Below are 15,682 nucleotides of genomic sequence, written 5' to 3'. Positions count from 1 at the left end.
TGCGAGAAACCGCTGGCCCGAGACTGTTTCGAAATTCGCTCTGGCGAGTCATATGAAGGTGGTTTCGAGAACCGGAGCGCAGCGGACATTCAGGTCCGTGAGCACCGGAAGCACAGAAAACGCCTTCAGATGGCCGTCAGAGTAGAATTTCCAAACAGCCTCGTTAGAGCGGGCCGCTCAGCGTATTGCAATCCGAAAGCTTGCCGCTCTTGTAGCCGCGCGCCAGCCAGGTCTGCCGCTGCTGCGAGGTGCCGTGGTTGAAGCTTTCCGGCACGACATAGCCCTGCATCTTCTTCTGCAGCGTGTCGTCGCCGATCTGCTTGGCGGCATTCAGCGCGCTTTCGATGTCGCCCTGCTCCAATATCCCCTTCTGCCCGGTGTAGTGTGCCCACACGCCGGCGAAGCAGTCGGCCTGCAGCTCGATGCGCACCGACAACTGGTTGGCATCGGCCTCGCTCATGCTTTGCCGCATCTGGTTGAACTTGGACATGATGCCGGTGAGGTTCTGCACATGGTGGCCGACCTCATGCGCGATCACATAGGCCCGCGCGAATTCTCCGGAAGCGCCGAATTGCTGGTCGAGCTGCTGGAAGAAGGTCATGTCGAGATAGACCTTGTGGTCTCCAGGACAATAGAACGGTCCCGCCGCGGCCGAGGCAAAGCCGCAGGCCGAACGCACCTGGCCGGAAAACAGCACCAGCTTCGGGTCCTCATAGGTCAGGCCTTGCGATTTGAAGATGCCGGTCCAGGTGTCTTCGGTTTCTGCCAAAACGGTCGCCACGAACTGCTTCATCTCGTCATTGGCGGGGGCGGTGCCGCTGTCCGGGCCGCCGCTGTTGTCGGTGATCTGGCCACCACCGCCCGGCAGCAGGCCGCCGTCGCCACCGCCCAGGATTGTCGAGGGATCGAAGCCGAAATACCATCCGGCCAGCACGACTAGGATGACGAGGAAGATGCTGCCGCCACCGCCGGCACGGCCGCCGATCGGGATGCGGAACTGGCCAGGGCCGCCGCCGATACCGCCGCCGCCGCTGTCGCTGCGGTCGTCCTCGATATTGTCACTCTGACGACGGCCTCTCCAGAGCATGGCAACTCCCCGCGACTTGAACTTCCTCGTTGCTCCGGCAAGGCCGGCTCAACCCGGACAAACAATTATCGTAACGGTTGCGCCAAGTCACAGCATTTTTCGGCGGCCTTGAGCGAGACAAACCGGCGAGCGATCACAACGTCAGTTCGTTTGTCTCCAGGCCGCAGATTGCAAGGACAGTGCTCGCCTTGATTTCGCGAAGTGTGACGATGGCTTCGTTCGTGCCCGGATTGAAGCAGACGGAAGCCTTGCCGCCAAGTTGGTCGCCGCGCTTCAGCGCGGCGCCGTCATCGCCTTGCGGAACGCTTCCAGCGTTTCGGCGCTGACATGATGCTCGATGCCTTCGGCGTCGATGCGCGCCGTCTCGGCGCTGACGCCGAGCGAACGCAAGAAAGCTTCCACCGTCTGGTGGCGGATGCGGCTTTCTTCCGCCACCTTGCGCCCGGCATCGGTCAAGAACACGCCGCGATAGGGTTTTCTCGACACCAGCCCGTCGGCGCACAGCCTGGTGAGCATCTTGGCCACCGTCGGCTGGGCGACGCCGAGACGCGCGGCGATGTCGACCTGGCGCGCCTCGTTGCCATCCTCGATCAGATCGGCGATCAATTCGACATAATCCTCGACCAGCGCGCTGCGGCGCGCTTCGCGCGTCTGCCGGAACCCTTCCGAATGGACATCGGCGTCGGGCAGCGGCTCACGCGGGACCGGTCTGTTCTTCAGCGCCAATGCGCGCTCCTCCTCGGGAGTTTGGCCGTCGCCGCTTTTATAGCACGGGCTCTGATTCTTCAGGCCGTTTATTTGCATTCCCCCCACAGGCGCAACCGGCGTTTCCGATTGCCGCTTCTGCATGCAGTTCGGAGGGCTCGCAAAAGCACCGACAATGAAATATAGCATATTGCATAATGTTGAGCCATGGCATACCTTACAGCTATCCACCCGAAGTCGCGGAAAGCGTTTTGATGTCAGAAGCAGAAGCTACAGCCCCTCGGTCCGCATGGCGGTTCACCAGGCGCGACGAGGACGACCAGCCTAGCCTGCGCGAAGTCAATTCCACCATCGCGGTGCCGAGCTCGGGCGTCTGGTTCCGCCGGCTGTTCGCCTTCATGGGGCCAGGCTACATGGTCTCGGTCGGCTATATGGACCCCGGCAACTGGGCGACCGACCTCGCCGGCGGCGCCCAGTTCGGCTACACGCTTTTGTTCATCATCATGCTGTCCAACCTGATGGCGATCCTGCTGCAGGCGCTGGCCGCCCGGCTTGGCATCGCCACCGGCCGCGACCTCGCCCAGGCCTGCCGCGCCTATTATCCCAAGCAGGTCAATTTCGTGCTGTGGATCGCCTGCGAACTCGCCATCATCGCCTGTGACCTCGCCGAAGTGATCGGCACCGCAATCGCGCTGCAGCTGCTGTTCGGCATTCCGCTGATCGGCGGCGCCATCCTCACCGCGCTCGATGCCTTTCTCGTGCTTTTGCTGATGAACAAGGGTTTCCGCTACCTCGAAGCCTTCGTCATCGCGCTTTTGATCATCATCTTCAGCTGCTTTGCCATCCAGATCTTCGTCGCCGCCCCGCCGGCCGGCACGATACTGCATGCGATGTTCGTGCCGTCCTCCGAGATCGTCACCAACCCGGCGATGCTCTACATCGCCATCGGCATCATCGGCGCCACGGTCATGCCGCACAATCTCTACCTGCACTCCTCGATCGTGCAGACACGCGCCTATGAGCGCACCGAAAAGGGCAAGCGCGATGCCGTCAAATGGGCAACGACGGACTCGACCATCGCCCTGATGCTGGCGCTTTTCGTCAACGCCGCCATCCTGATCGTCTCGGCGGTCGCCTTTCACGACACCGGCCACCAGCATGTCGCCGAAATCAACCAGGCCTTCGAACTGCTGTCGCCCCTGCTGGGCCTCGGCATCGCCTCGATCCTGTTCGCCGTGGCGCTGCTGGCGTCGGGCCTGAACTCGACGGTGACCGCGACGCTGGCCGGCCAGATCATCATGGAAGGGTTCCTGCGGCTGCGCATCCCGAACTGGGCCCGCCGGCTTTTGACGCGCGGCCTCGCCATAGTCCCGGTGGTGGTCATCACCGCGCTCTATGGCGAAAAGGGCACCGGCCAGCTGCTGGTGTTCAGCCAGGTGATCCTGTCGATGCAACTGCCCTTCGCGGTCATCCCGCTGGTGCAGTTCGTGTCCGACAAGAAGAAGATGGGCAGCCTCGCCATTCCGCGCGGCGTGGCCGCATTGGCCTGGGTGGTCGCGGCGATCATCCTCGTGCTCAATTTCAAGCTGCTCTACGACACGCTGTTTGGGGTCGGCTGAACTCCGACGGATTACGAGACAAGCGGTCAAATTGCGCTATCCTTCCTGGCGCCATGAGCAATATCGAAGACATCAGGAAATTCTACGCGCGGCTGATGGCGGCCAATGCCGCCTCATCGGATCCGCGCCTGGAAGCGGTTTTTGCCAGTGTGCCGCGCGAGGCCTTTCTCGGCCCGGGACCATGGACGGTCGTCGCCGGCAACGGCAAGGTCACGACGCCGAGCACCGACCCGGCCCATGTCTACCAGAACGTGCTGGTGGCGCTCGATGCCGACAAGGGCATCAACAATGGCGAACCGTTCCTGCATGCAATGTGGATCGGAAAGCTTGCGCCGAAACCCGGTGAGGCCGTCACGCATATCGGCGCCGGTACCGGCTACTACACCGCCTTGCTGGCCGGCCTGGTTTCGCCTGGCGGCACCGTCACCGCTTTCGAGCTCGACGACAGGCTGGCCCATCTGGCGCGCGAGAATCTCGAAGCCTATGGCAATGTGACTGTCGTCCATGGCGACGCCGTGGCCACGTCCCTGCCGCCATCCGACATCGTCTATGTCAACGCCGGCGTCGTCGCCCCTCCGGCCGATTGGCTGAAGGCGCTGCGCCCGGGCGGCCGCATGATCTTTCCCTGGCGCCCGGCCGAGCGCATCCCGCTGGCGGTGATGGTGACCCGCACCGAAAAGGGCTTTGCCTGCGATCCCTTCATGCGCTCCTGGTTCATCCCATGCTTCGGTGCCTCGCTTGCGGATCTTGCGGCGAAAATCCCGACACGAAAACAGGCCACGCGCAGCCGCTCGATCTGGTTGACGCGCGACAAGCAGCCGGACCGCACCGCCACCGCCATCTTCGGCGACGTCTGGTTTTCGTCGAAAAACCTCGATGCGGGACCGCACGCCAGACCCCGGAAATGACGGAGGACCGCCAGGAATTTCGCATGCCCTGTCGGATTGGCGGCCGATCGTTCGTCCTTGGGCTATAGTCCGGCCGTGACGGCGTGGATGGAACAAGGGAGAGTGAAATGAGAAAGATCATCGCCGCGACGTTCATCAGCCTCGACGGCGTCATGCAGGCACCGGGCGGTCCGGAGGAGGATCCGATCGGCGGCTTCAAGTTCGGCGGCTGGACGTTCCACTACTTTGACGAGGTGGCCGGCGCGGCACTGGATGAACTATTCTCCAAACCCTTCGCCCTGCTGCTCGGCCGCAGAACCTACGACATCTTCGCCGCGTACTGGCCCTATCAGAAAGATCCGATCGCGGATGCCTTCAACCCCGCGATCAAATATGTGGCGACGCATCGGCCGGATTCGCTCACCTGGCAGAACACGCAATCGCTTGGGCCCGATATCATCGCGGCGTTGCGCCGCCTCAAGCAGGAAGATGGGCCTGACCTGCTCATCCAGGGATCGGGCAATCTGATCCAGACCCTGCTCGCCAACGGGCTGATCGACGAGATCCGGCTGATGACCTTCCCGCTGTTGCTGGGCAAGGGCAAGCGTCTGTTCGGCGACGACGCGATGCCGGCCGCCTTCAAGCTTACCAAGTCGCAGGCCACCAGCACCGGTGTCATCACGGCGACCTATGAACGCGCGGGCGAAATCAAGGTCGGTTCCTTTGTTACCGGGGAGCCATCCGACGCCGAGCTCGAGCGGCGCAAGAACTGGAGGTAAAATGTCTGATATGGCGCCAAGCTGGAACACCCCTTGTACAAGGGGTGTTCCAGCGAAGTGAGGCGTTCAAGCCGCCTGTGGCCGCCGCGCCAGCCCATCGCGTATATGCCGCGCAAACTCCTGCGCCGCCGGGCCGACCCCGTGCCTCGGCAAATGCAGGTTGATCGAGAAATTCGGCAGCGGCGGCAGGCCGGTCTCTAACGGCAGGATGTCGAGATCGGCTGGCACGGTGGAAGCCAGCCATGTGGTGACGGCGAGGTCGGAGCGCACCGTCGCCGTCGTGGCGTCGATGTTGCCGTTCTCGAACACGGTGCGCCATTCCAGCCCATGCTCGTTGAGCGCCGCAAGCACGACCGGGCGGAAGGCGCAGGTGTCGGCGACGATCGAGACCGGCAGCGGCCGCTTGGCACGGGCAACGCCGCCCCGGGCGCCGACCCAGACCAGCCGGTCGATGGCCAGGCATTCGCCTGATGTCGGGCCGACCCGCTCCTCGATCACCGCGAGGTCGATGGTCCCCGCCGCAAGCGCTGACGCCAATTCCGGTGAGGAGGCGCAGACCAGAGAAATCTCGACCTGCGGATAGGTCTCGGCATAGGCCTTCAGCACCGGTGCCAGCAAGGTGCCGACGAGATCGTAAGGTACGCCGAGCCGCACCTGGCCGGCCACCGCGCTGCCCGCCATCTCGGCCCAGATCTCGTCGTTGAGGCTGAGCAGGCGCTTGGCCTTGTCGAACAGCCGCTCGCCCGAACGCGTCAGGCGCAGCCCGCGCCGCTCGCGCTCGAACAGGCTGCAGCCGAGCGTCTCTTCCAGCCGCTTGATCTGTTGGCTGACGGCGCCCTGTGTCAGGTGCAGCGCATTGGCCGCCGCCGTCATGCTGGCCTTGTCGGTGACGGTGACGAAGGTGCGCATCAGCGCAGTATCGAGGTTGCGGATCATGTCGGCATTATAGATGTTAATGCCACATATCACAAACATTGCATTTACTGATTCCGGTCCGCGTCTACCATGGAGCCTCCGACGAAGGACGCCCGATGCTCCAGCCTGTCCTGCCGCTCATCCTGTTTGCCTTCGTGGCCACCGCGACGCCCGGCATCGCTACCACTTTGTCGACCGCTTCGGGCGCGCAGTTCGGCTTTCGCCGTTCGGTCCCGCTGATGATCGGCAGTGCCGCCGGTCTCGCCACGGTGACAGGGGCTGCCGCCGCCGGGCTCGCCGGACTGTTGCTTGCGGTGCCGTCGCTGCAACTGGCGATGAAGGTGATCGGCTCGCTCTATCTCGTCTGGCTGGCGATCAAGATCGGCCGCGCCGGGCCGCCCAATCTGGACGTCACGATGGCCAAGCCCAACAGCTTCCTTGGCGGCGCCGGCATCCAGTGGATGAACCCCAAGGGTTGGGCGATGGGGCTGGGCGCGGCGGCTTCGTTCGCGGCTCTCGCCGATGGTCCGGGACAGCTCGCTTTGCTGCTCGGCTCGACCTTCGGCCTCGCCGCCGCCATCTCGCTGTCCGTCTGGTGCATGGCCGGCATGGTGCTGGCCCGGCTGCTCAAGACCGAATGGCAATGGCGCGCGCTCAACATCGTGCTGGCGCTGGTGCTGGCCGCGTCGATCATTCCGATGTGGCGATCGGCTTAGAGGCGCGGCTTCGCCGAGATGTTGGCGCCGCCCCCCACCCGGCCCTTCGGTCCGACCTCCCCACAAGGGGGAGGTGGGAAGCCCATCGCTGCGCCGTGTCTCAAAAAAGGAATACCGCGGTTCCTCACCCTCCCCCTTGTGGGGAGGGTCGCGAACGAAGTGAGCGGGGTGGGGGTACTGGTTCGCTTGGCGAACCAGCCCTCAAGCCGCGTAGCGGGCCGCAGGCTTGTCGGCGTGCAGGCTGCCGAAGAAGGCTTGCCGGGCGCCGAGGAACGTGTCCAGCTTGGCCGCGTCGGCAAGTGCCGGCACGGTGACGGCTTCGCCCCTGGCCAGGCCGACAAGGGCGGCATCGACCATATCGTCGGCGGCCATGATGATTTCCTTTGGAAGCTGGTCGATATCGCCACCGGAGGCTTCCCAGAAATCGGTGCGGGTCGCGCCCGGCAGCACGGCCTGCACCGTCACATTGGTGCCCGCGACCTCGCGGTGCAGGGCTTCGGTGAAGTTGACGACATAGGCCTTGGTGCCGCTGTAGATGCCACCGAACGAAGTGTCGAAGGCGAGCACCGAGGCGATGTTGACGATGGCGCCGCGGTTGCGCGCCAAAAGCCCCGGCAGCACGGCACGGGTCAGCCGCGTCAAGGCGATGACATTGACCTTGATCATGCGCTCGGCCACATCGGCGTCCGCTGTCGCCACCACCGGCGCGCCACCCAGGCCGGCATTGTTGACCAGCAGCGTGACGCTGTCGTCGCCTGATATCGCCTGTTCGACGCGGCGCACATCATCGTCATTTGACAGATCGGCGCTGATCACGCTGACCTTGCGATCATAGGCATGGCGCAGCTTTTCGGCCAATTCCTCGAGCCGGTCGGCGCGTCGCGCCACCAGCACCAAATCATAGCCCTGCCCTGCCAGCCGGTCCGCATAGACCGCGCCGATGCCCGATGATGCACCGGTGACGACCGCCGTGCCCTTGTTGCTCTGTCCGCTCATTGTCCTGTTCCTTCTGCTGATTTGCTTGTTTCGATTTGGCCGCCGGCGCCCGTGGGCGTCCGCCCTCGCCTTGCCGGCAAGCTGCCTGATCTGAATTAGTGGCATATACCACTTTCGACGAAGTAGGCATATGCCACTATCTTGTCAATGAGCGGGTCCGGGATTATTTGTCAGGCAGCGGCGGGCACCCATGGCTGCGCCGCTTAGGGAACCATCATGTCGAAAGAGGCCCTGCCCGGTCTGACGCTCTGCAACAACGCCGTGCTGCGTCGCGCGACGCGCAAGATTGGCCAGTATTATGATGATGTGCTGGCGCCCTCGGGCCTGAAGGCCACGCAGCAGGGCCTGCTCTACCAGATCCACATCGGCAACGAGCCGGCGATGGGCACCATTGCGGCTTCCCTGATCATGGACCTGTCGGCGCTCGGCCACACGCTGAAGCCGCTGATCCGCGACGGCTATGTCGAGACCTTCGCCGATCCGGCCGATCGCCGTGTCAAGCGCGTGCGGCTGACGCCTCGGGGCCTGGCCAAGCTCGATGAGGTGATGAAGCTATGGCAAATCGCCCAGCGCCATTTCGAAGAGGTGGTGGGCAAGGAGCAGGCGGAACGCCTGCGCGCAGTGCTGGATGACATCACCGCGCTGGATTTTGACTTGCCGCCGGCCACACAATGAGGTGTTAGGCCGGCCTTGCAACTACTCGGCAGGCATCGCCACCGGCCGCGCCAGCATCCGCCCGGCCAGCATGATGCCGAGCCCGATCAACGGGAAGGCTGCGGCGACCAGGCCGAGGTCGGCCGGCACGCCGTAGCGCAGCACGGCGCCGCCGACCACGGCGCCCAGCGCCACGCCGAGATAGAGCGCCGAGGCGTTGAGCGACAGCACAATCGGGGCGGCATCTGGCGCCAGCTTGATGATGCGGCTGGCTTGCGCCGGCGGGAAGGCCCAGCCGACGACGCCCCACGGCACCATCATGCCCATCAGCGCCGGCCCGGCAATGCTGTGCGGCAGGAAGGTCGGGATCAGCGAGAACGTGACCAGCATCGCCGCGCTGAGCGCCAGCGACCAGGCAACGGTGCGCGTCGCGCCGAAGCGGTCGGCGGCCTGCCCGCCGGCGATGTTGCCGATGACGGCGCCGACGCCGAAGGCGAGCAGCATGCCGGGCAGCGCAAGCGGGCTCAATCCGCCGCCCTCGATGGCCAGAGGCGCGATGTAGGCGAAGACGGTGAAGGCGCCGATCAGGGCGATAACCGTCGTCAGCAGGATCGGCATGACGCCGGGGCGAAGTGCCGCCGCCAGCCGCCGCTTCAGCGGCAGCCTGGTGCCGACGATGCCACGCGGCAGCCGGTACCACAGGATGGCGCCGGCCAGCGCGCCGAGCCCGGCAATGGCAAAGAAGGTGCCGCGCCAGCCGGCAACCGTGGCCACGAGCGCACCGAGCGGCGCGCCGAGCGCGACGGCCACCGTGGTGCCGCCGACGACGACCGCGATGGCACGCGCCCGGTGATGATCATCGACCAGTGCCACCGCCGTCCCCTGCGCGGTCGCCGCGAACAGGCCCGACGACAGCGCCATGATGATGCGCGCGATGAGCAGCACTTCGAAGGAGGAGCTCAGGGCGGCGGCAACGTTGCCGATGACGAAGAACACCAGTGTCCACAAGATGACGCGGCGCCGGTCCCATTCGCCGGTGAGCGTCGCCAGGATCGGCGTGCCGACCGCATAGGCGAGCGCGAAGGCGGTGATCAGCGTGCCGGCGAGCGGGATGGAGATGCCGGCATCCCGGGCGATGTCGGGCAGAAGGCTGGAAATGACAAAGCCCTCGGTCGAGATCGTGAACGATCCGAGCGCAAGCCAGAAGAGCCGCTTGTCCATGGCAGATTCCTTAGTTCAAAAGTTATTGAACAATTGGACATAGCAGGGCATGATGTCAATAAAGCCAGGGGAAAATAGCTGAACCATCCTGACAGCCCCATGTCAGCATATTCGGTCAGCACGGTCGTTCAGCACGGATCGAAACGGGAGAAACGCGTGTACAGGCAGGCGAGGACGGATGCGTTGAAATCGGCCCGAACTGTGCTTAGGTTCCAGCCATGACGCTGCCTCATCCCAATACGGACCAGATCAGCCTGCCGATCGTGCTCGGCGTGCTCGGTGACCCGACGCGGCTGGCGATCGTGCGCTATCTTGCCAGCAAGCAAGGCGTGCCGCTGAACTGCAGCCAGTTCCTCGATCTCGGTTCGAAGACCAATCTGAGCTACCACCTCGCCAAGCTGCGCGAGGCCGGCATCACCCGCGCCGAAGTGGCCGGCACCAACCGCATGATCACGCTGCGCCGCGCCGACCTCGACGCCCGCTTCCCCGGCCTGCTCGACAGCGTCATCGCCGCCGCCGTGGATGATCCCGCACTGCCGGCGGTCGGCGGCCACGACATCGAAATGCCGGCCTGAGCCCAGCATGCGCATCGCCGTCCTCGCCGATATCCATGGCAACGTCCTGGCGCTGGACGCCGTGCTTGACGATTTGCGCCGGCGCGGTGGCGCAGACCTCACCGTCAACCTGGGCGACAGCGTCTCCGGGCCGCTCTGGCCGCGCGAGACGATGGGACGGCTGGAGGCGCTGAACCTGCCGACGGTGCGCGGCAACCATGACCGCCGCGTCGCCGTCGACCCGGCCGACGAGACCATGTGGGCGTCCGACGTCTATGCGCAGGAGCGGCTGACGCAAGCGCAGCGCGAGGCGCTGTTCGCCCAGCCGCTGAGTTTGGAGATCGCGCCGGGCGTCATCGCCTTCCACGCCCGCCCCGACCATGACGAGAAATATCTGCTCGACGCGATCGTCGACGGCCAGCTGGTGCGCGCGCCGCTGGCGGCGATCCGGCGGCGGCTGAAGGCGCTTGATCCGGCCTGCCGCATTGCGCTGTGCGGTCACAGCCACCGCGCGGAGCTGGTCCGCATTCCCGATGGTCCGGTCATCTTCAACCCGGGCAGCATCGGCTGCCCCGCCTATGACGATTCGACACCGCCGGCGCATGTCTCCGAACAGGGCTCGCCGCATGCGCGCTACGGCATCGTCACCTTGGGTGGCGCCGGCCAGCCCGACCGCTTCGAGATGATCGCCGTCGATTACGACCATGAAGCGGCGGCACGACAGGCCGAGCGGGCGGGACGCCCGGAATGGGCCCATGCGCTCAGGACTGGGTTTATGCCAGGCTGAGCTTGCTCATGTCAGGCTGAATGCCGTGCTGACCATCTCGGTGGTAGACATGGCGCCGCGCCCTCGCTTATAAAACCGGCTTCGCGTGCGGCAGCGTTTTGGGTCTCCTTTGGGAATACAATCTATCTGCCACGGCCTGACGATGGGGCGCCGAATTGCGCTTCGCAAAGTGCTCTACGCATTGATTGCCGCGCCGTCGCTGCTGGCGGCGCTCGCGGCCCATGCCGAAGAGGCGCCGTTCATTTCCGTCGTCACCGGACTGGCCCCCGACGACCTGCTCAATGTCCGCTCCAAGCCATCGGCGATCGGCAAGACCGAGGCCCGTCTGGCTGCCGGAGCGAGCGTCAGGAACCTCGGCTGCAACGACATTGACGGGCATCCATGGTGCAAGATTGCATCCGACAATCCGAAAGCCACCGGCTGGGCCCCCGCGCGCTATCTCGTCCCCCTCAATCCGGCGACCGTGTCCGATCTGGACCAGGCGGCGGATGCGCCTGCCGGCGATACCGCCGCCCCGCCGCCGGCGCCTGACCTCACAGCACGCCTGGGCGATACGGCCGACCCTGTCGAAACGCCGATGAAATCCGTTGCCGAGACCGCCATGCAGGATGCTTATGGCCTGGCTCTGGCGGCTGAAGCCCCGCCGACCGGAGAGCTTCCCGACCTCGCCGCCGACAAGCAGACCGTCGCGGAACTGCCGCCCCAGCCCGACGCCCTTGCCTCTGGCGGTGCCGTCGAGATCCCCTGCGCCCGCAATGTCGGCCAGCCGATGACCCGGTGCGCGGCAACCGTCCTGCACCAAGGCACCGGCAAGGCCGAAGTGACCGTGACCTGGCCCGATAGCGGCACGCGTGTGATCTCCTTCAGTGCCGGCCTGCCGGCCGGCTCGGACGCCGGCAGCGATTTCCGCTTCACACGCGAAGGCAGCCTCAACATGATCCGAGTTGGAGTCTCCGAACGCTTCGAGATTACGGATGCCATTGCGTTCGGGAAAGAAGGCAGTAGGGATTAGGCAGTAGGGCTTGCCTACTCCCCTACTGCCTACTGCCTACTGCCCTACTGCCCTACTGCCCTACTCCCCTCATTTTCGGGGTTACATCCGACAAAACTCTTCCCTATAAGGCCCTCCTAGCCTGATACCAGAATCGCAAGCACAACCGGCCGGGTCTTCCCGTCCCGGTTTTTCGTGCAAGCCGCTCGCCGAACGGAATCCGAAGACATGCCAAGACGCACCGACATCAAGTCGATCCTGATCATCGGGGCCGGCCCCATCGTCATCGGCCAGGCCTGCGAGTTCGACTATTCCGGCACCCAGGCCTGCAAGGCGCTGAAGGAGGAAGGCTTCCGCGTCATCCTGGTCAATTCCAATCCGGCCACCATCATGACCGACCCGGAACTGGCCGACGCCACCTATATCGAGCCGATCACACCCGAGGTCGTCGCCAAGATCATCGCCAAGGAACGGCCCGACGCGCTGCTGCCGACCATGGGCGGCCAAACCGCGCTCAACACCGCTTTGTCGCTGCGCCGCATGGGCGTGCTCGAGCGCTACAATGTCGAGATGATCGGCGCCGACGCGACGGCCATCGACAAGGCCGAGGACCGCGCTTTGTTTCGCGAGGCGATGAAGAAGATCGGGCTGGAAACGCCGAAGTCGATGCTGGCCAACGCCACCGACGTCAAGAACGCCGACCGCAAGACGCATGAGGCCGAGCGCGCCGCGCTGAAGGCCGAGAAGCCGGCCGATCTCGATACCGCGCTCGATGCGCTGGAGACACGCTGGAACCTCGGTGAAGGCGACCGCAAGCAGCGCTACATCAGCCACGCCATGGCGATCGCAGCCCAGGCGCTCGACCATGTCGGTCTCCCCGCCATCATCCGTCCGTCCTTCACCATGGGCGGCACCGGCGGCGGCATCGCCTACAACAGGGCCGAATTCTACGACATCGTCCAGTCCGGCCTCGACGCCTCGCCGACCACCGAAGTGCTGATCGAGGAAAGCGTGCTCGGCTGGAAGGAGTATGAAATGGAGGTCGTCCGCGACAAGGCGGACAATTGCATCATCATATGCTCGATCGAGAACATCGACCCGATGGGCGTGCATACGGGCGACAGCATCACCGTCGCCCCGGCGCTGACCTTGACCGACAAGGAATACCAGATGATGCGCAACGCCTCGATCGCGGTGCTGCGCGAGATCGGCGTCGAGACCGGCGGCTCGAACGTGCAGTTCGCCGTCAACCCGGACGATGGCCGTCTCGTCGTCATCGAGATGAACCCGCGCGTCTCGCGCTCGTCCGCTCTGGCGTCGAAGGCGACCGGTTTCCCCATCGCCAAGATCGCGGCGAAACTCGCCGTCGGCTACACGCTGGACGAGCTGGAGAACGACATCACCGGCGGCGCCACGCCCGCCTCCTTCGAACCGTCGATCGATTACGTCGTCACCAAGATCCCGCGCTTCGCCTTCGAGAAATTCCCCGGCGCCGAGCCGGTGCTGACCACGGCCATGAAGTCGGTCGGCGAAGTGATGGCCATCGGCCGCACCTTCCAGGAATCGCTGCAGAAGGCTTTGCGTGGTCTCGAAACCGGCCTGACGGGTTTGGACGAAATCGAGATCCCCGGCATCGGCCATGGGACGACACCCGCCAGCCATGTCGACGACCGCAATGCCATCCGCGCCGCCTTGGGCACGCCGACACCCGACCGGCTGCGCATGGTGGCGCAGGCGATCCGCATGGGCACCTCGCTGGAAGACGTGCACGCCATGTGCAAGATCGACCCGTGGTTCCTCGAGCAGATCGCGGGCATCCTGGCCATGGAAGCCCGCATCCGCGAGCACGGCCTGCCGCAAGATGCGGTCAATCTGCGCATGCTGAAGGCGATGGGCTTCTCCGATGCACGCCTCGCCTCTTTGACGAAGACCGACGTCGAAGTCGTTCAGAAGATTCGCGAAAAGCTCGACGTTCATCCGGTTTATAAGCGCATCGACACTTGCGCCGCCGAGTTCGCTTCGCCCACCGCCTACATGTACTCCACTTATGAAGTGCCCTTCGCCGGCGCGCTCGCCAACGAGGCGCAGGTGTCGTCGCGCAAGAAGGTGGTCATCCTCGGCGGCGGTCCGAACCGCATCGGCCAGGGCATCGAGTTCGACTATTGCTGCTGCCACGCGGCGTTTGCGCTGCGCGACGCCGGCTATGAAGCCATCATGATCAACTGCAACCCGGAGACCGTCTCGACCGACTACGACACGTCGGACCGGCTCTATTTCGATCCGCTGACGGCGGAAGACGTGCTGGAGATCCTGCGCGCCGAACAGGCCTCGGGCGAACTGGTCGGCGTCATCGTCCAGTTCGGCGGCCAGACGCCGCTGAAGCTGGCCGACGCGCTGGAGAAAGCCGGCATTCCGATCCTCGGCACCTCCCCCGACATGATCGATCTCGCCGAAGACCGCGACCGCTTCCAGAAGCTGCTGCACAAGCTCAACCTCAGCCAGCCGAAGAACGGCATCGCCTATTCGGTCGAGCAGGCCCGCCTCGTCGCCGGCGAGCTCGGCTTCCCGCTGGTGGTGCGCCCCTCCTATGTGCTCGGCGGCCGCGCCATGCAGATCATCCATGACGAGAGCATGCTGCAATCCTATCTGCTCGACACCGTGCCCGGCCTGGTGCCGGAGGACATCAAGCAGAAATACCCCAACGACAAGACCGGCCAGATCAACACGCTGCTGGGCAAGAACCCGCTGCTGTTCGACACCTACCTCTCAGGCGCCATCGAGGTCGATGTCGACTGCCTCTGCGACGGCAAGGCGACCTTCGTCTCAGGCATCCTGGAGCACATCGAGGAGGCCGGCATCCACTCGGGCGACAGTGCCTGCTCGCTCCCCGTTCATTCGCTGCCTTCAGAGCTTGTCGACGAGCTGGAGCGCCAGACGGCCGCCCTCGCCCGCGCGCTCAATGTCGGCGGCCTGATGAACGTGCAGTATGCGATCAAGGACGGCACGGTCTATGTGCTGGAGGTCAACCCGCGCGCGTCGCGCACCGTGCCCTTCGTCGCCAAGACCATCGGCCGTCCGATCGCGAAAATCGCCGCCCGTATCATGGCCGGCGAGAGCCTTGAAGACGCCTTCGCCCATTACGGCGCCATGCCCGACCCGCGCAACCCCGGCCACATCGCGGTCAAGGAAGCCGTCTTCCCCTTCGCCCGCTTCCCCGGCGTCGACATATTGCTCGGCCCGGAAATGCGCTCGACCGGCGAAGTCATGGGCCTCGACCGCGATTTTGCCCTCGCCTTCGCCAAGAGCCAGCTCGGCGCCGGCGTCGACCTCCCCCGCTCCGGCACGCTGTTCGTCTCGGTGCGCGACGAGGACAAGAAGGGCATCCTGCCAGCCGTCAAACGCCTCGCCGGCCTCGGCTTCAAGGTGCTGGCCACCTCAGGCACGCAGCGCTTCCTCGCCGAAAACGGCGTCGTCGCCGAAAAGATCAACAAGGTCCTGGAAGGCCGCCCCCACATCGAAGACGCCATCCGCAACCGTCAGGTCCAGATCGTCTTCAACACCACGGATGGCCAGAAGGCGGTGTCGGACTCGAAGTCGCTGCGCAGGGCTACGCTGATGCAGAAGGTGCCGTATTACACGACGTTGTCGGGGGCTGCCGCAGTGGCGGAGGCGATCGCGGCGCTGAAGGCGGGGAGTTTGGAAGTGCGTCCGCTACAGGAGTATTTTGCCTAGGCGATAGGCTCTCTTCTCCCCGTCACTATACGGGGAGAA

At 64.8% G+C, this 15,682-nt stretch carries 14 protein-coding genes; 9 read left to right on the top strand and 5 right to left on the bottom strand.

The window, feature by feature from the left end; genetic code table 11:
* Nucleotides 1–163: 163 nt before the first annotated feature.
* On the bottom strand, nucleotides 164–1,087 hold the full coding sequence (gene ypfJ, locus JT360_RS23130) for a KPN_02809 family neutral zinc metallopeptidase (RefSeq protein WP_214474411.1): 924 nt from the start codon (nucleotides 1,085–1,087) through the stop codon (nucleotides 164–166).
* A gap of 273 nt (nucleotides 1,088–1,360) precedes the next feature.
* Entirely contained in the window at nucleotides 1,361–1,813 is a 453-nt protein-coding gene (gene mntR / locus JT360_RS23125) for a manganese-binding transcriptional regulator MntR (RefSeq protein ID WP_056578997.1), read from the bottom strand.
* Between the two features lie 233 nt (nucleotides 1,814–2,046).
* On the opposite strand from mntR, the gene JT360_RS23120 reads away from it, so the two are divergent.
* The 3 genes from JT360_RS23120 (at nucleotide 2,047) to JT360_RS23110 (ending at nucleotide 5,077) form a co-directional block, all read left to right on the top strand.
* Nucleotides 2,047–3,411, top strand: coding sequence for an Nramp family divalent metal transporter (locus JT360_RS23120; protein WP_214474409.1), 1,365 nt, complete (start codon nucleotides 2,047–2,049; stop codon nucleotides 3,409–3,411).
* A gap of 53 nt (nucleotides 3,412–3,464) precedes the next feature.
* Nucleotides 3,465–4,319 carry a protein-L-isoaspartate O-methyltransferase family protein gene (locus tag JT360_RS23115; protein ID WP_214474408.1) on the top strand — a complete coding sequence of 285 codons (855 nt, stop codon included), beginning with the start codon at nucleotides 3,465–3,467 and terminating at the stop codon, nucleotides 4,317–4,319.
* Between the two features lie 107 nt (nucleotides 4,320–4,426).
* A complete protein-coding gene (locus tag JT360_RS23110) occupies nucleotides 4,427–5,077 on the top strand; it encodes a dihydrofolate reductase family protein (protein ID WP_214474407.1) in 651 nt (216 codons plus the stop codon).
* A gap of 66 nt (nucleotides 5,078–5,143) precedes the next feature.
* On the opposite strand, the gene JT360_RS23105 is transcribed toward JT360_RS23110, so the two are convergent.
* Complete coding sequence (locus JT360_RS23105; RefSeq protein ID WP_214474406.1) at nucleotides 5,144–6,052, bottom strand: LysR family transcriptional regulator; 909 nt, start codon at nucleotides 6,050–6,052, stop codon at nucleotides 5,144–5,146.
* A gap of 56 nt (nucleotides 6,053–6,108) precedes the next feature.
* Between JT360_RS23105 and JT360_RS23100 the strand changes: the two genes are divergently transcribed.
* The gene (locus JT360_RS23100; RefSeq protein ID WP_214474405.1) at nucleotides 6,109–6,708 is read left to right on the top strand and encodes a LysE family translocator; all 600 of its coding nucleotides are present in this window, start codon (nucleotides 6,109–6,111) and stop codon (nucleotides 6,706–6,708) included.
* Between the two features lie 201 nt (nucleotides 6,709–6,909).
* Here the strand turns inward: JT360_RS23100 and JT360_RS23095 are convergent, their stop codons facing one another.
* Nucleotides 6,910–7,704 (bottom strand): SDR family NAD(P)-dependent oxidoreductase, encoded by a 795-nt coding sequence (locus JT360_RS23095; RefSeq protein ID WP_214474404.1) that lies wholly within the window; start codon nucleotides 7,702–7,704, stop codon nucleotides 6,910–6,912.
* A 216-nt stretch (nucleotides 7,705–7,920) separates the two neighbouring features.
* On the opposite strand from JT360_RS23095, the gene JT360_RS23090 reads away from it, so the two are divergent.
* Nucleotides 7,921–8,379: a MarR family winged helix-turn-helix transcriptional regulator gene (locus JT360_RS23090; RefSeq protein WP_214474403.1), complete on the top strand. Its 459-nt coding sequence runs from the start codon at nucleotides 7,921–7,923 to the stop codon at nucleotides 8,377–8,379.
* Nucleotides 8,380–8,400: 21 nt separating this feature from the next.
* Here JT360_RS23090 and JT360_RS23085 read toward each other — a convergent pair whose 3' ends face one another.
* Nucleotides 8,401–9,579 (bottom strand): MFS transporter, encoded by a 1,179-nt coding sequence (locus tag JT360_RS23085; protein WP_214474401.1) that lies wholly within the window; start codon nucleotides 9,577–9,579, stop codon nucleotides 8,401–8,403.
* A gap of 218 nt (nucleotides 9,580–9,797) precedes the next feature.
* Between JT360_RS23085 and JT360_RS23080 the strand changes: the two genes are divergently transcribed.
* From JT360_RS23080 to carB, 4 genes are all read left to right on the top strand, one after another.
* Nucleotides 9,798–10,154, top strand: a complete 357-nt coding sequence (locus JT360_RS23080; RefSeq protein ID WP_214474398.1) for an ArsR/SmtB family transcription factor — start codon at nucleotides 9,798–9,800, stop codon at nucleotides 10,152–10,154.
* Nucleotides 10,155–10,161: 7 nt separating this feature from the next.
* Nucleotides 10,162–10,920: a metallophosphoesterase family protein gene (locus JT360_RS23075; protein ID WP_214474395.1), complete on the top strand. Its 759-nt coding sequence runs from the start codon at nucleotides 10,162–10,164 to the stop codon at nucleotides 10,918–10,920.
* Between the two features lie 142 nt (nucleotides 10,921–11,062).
* On the top strand, nucleotides 11,063–11,932 hold the full coding sequence (locus tag JT360_RS23070; RefSeq protein ID WP_214474393.1) for an SH3 domain-containing protein: 870 nt from the start codon (nucleotides 11,063–11,065) through the stop codon (nucleotides 11,930–11,932).
* Nucleotides 11,933–12,139: 207 nt separating this feature from the next.
* Complete coding sequence (carB, locus tag JT360_RS23065) at nucleotides 12,140–15,643, top strand: carbamoyl-phosphate synthase large subunit (RefSeq protein WP_214474391.1); 3,504 nt, start codon at nucleotides 12,140–12,142, stop codon at nucleotides 15,641–15,643.
* Nucleotides 15,644–15,682: the final 39 nt, after the last annotated feature.

The organism is Mesorhizobium sp. dw_380 (genome assembly GCF_018588885.1).
GTDB lineage: Bacteria > Pseudomonadota > Alphaproteobacteria > Rhizobiales > Rhizobiaceae > Mesorhizobium.
The sequence above is the reverse complement of the archived record's forward strand: the minus strand, read 5'-3'. Positions and strand labels throughout refer to the sequence as shown.

What these genes read in the sequence shown, in the direction of transcription:
- JT360_RS23090 (WP_214474403.1), top strand. Translation starts at nt 7,921, where the DNA reads ATGTCGAAAGAGGCCCTGCCCGGTCTGACGCTCTGCAACAACGCCGTG.
- JT360_RS23075 (WP_214474395.1), top strand. Translation starts at nt 10,162, where the DNA reads ATGCGCATCGCCGTCCTCGCCGATATCCATGGCAACGTCCTGGCGCTG.
- JT360_RS23120 (WP_214474409.1), top strand. Translation starts at nt 2,047, where the DNA reads ATGTCAGAAGCAGAAGCTACAGCCCCTCGGTCCGCATGGCGGTTCACC.
- JT360_RS23100 (WP_214474405.1), top strand. Translation starts at nt 6,109, where the DNA reads ATGCTCCAGCCTGTCCTGCCGCTCATCCTGTTTGCCTTCGTGGCCACC.
- carB (WP_214474391.1), top strand. Translation starts at nt 12,140, where the DNA reads ATGCCAAGACGCACCGACATCAAGTCGATCCTGATCATCGGGGCCGGC.
- JT360_RS23080 (WP_214474398.1), top strand. Translation starts at nt 9,798, where the DNA reads ATGACGCTGCCTCATCCCAATACGGACCAGATCAGCCTGCCGATCGTG.
- JT360_RS23105 (WP_214474406.1), bottom strand. Translation starts at nt 6,052, where the DNA reads ATGTTTGTGATATGTGGCATTAACATCTATAATGCCGACATGATCCGC.
- JT360_RS23085 (WP_214474401.1), bottom strand. Translation starts at nt 9,579, where the DNA reads ATGGACAAGCGGCTCTTCTGGCTTGCGCTCGGATCGTTCACGATCTCG.
- JT360_RS23070 (WP_214474393.1), top strand. Translation starts at nt 11,063, where the DNA reads ATGGGGCGCCGAATTGCGCTTCGCAAAGTGCTCTACGCATTGATTGCC.
- JT360_RS23110 (WP_214474407.1), top strand. Translation starts at nt 4,427, where the DNA reads ATGAGAAAGATCATCGCCGCGACGTTCATCAGCCTCGACGGCGTCATG.
- ypfJ (WP_214474411.1), bottom strand. Translation starts at nt 1,087, where the DNA reads ATGCTCTGGAGAGGCCGTCGTCAGAGTGACAATATCGAGGACGACCGC.
- JT360_RS23115 (WP_214474408.1), top strand. Translation starts at nt 3,465, where the DNA reads ATGAGCAATATCGAAGACATCAGGAAATTCTACGCGCGGCTGATGGCG.
- JT360_RS23095 (WP_214474404.1), bottom strand. Translation starts at nt 7,704, where the DNA reads ATGAGCGGACAGAGCAACAAGGGCACGGCGGTCGTCACCGGTGCATCA.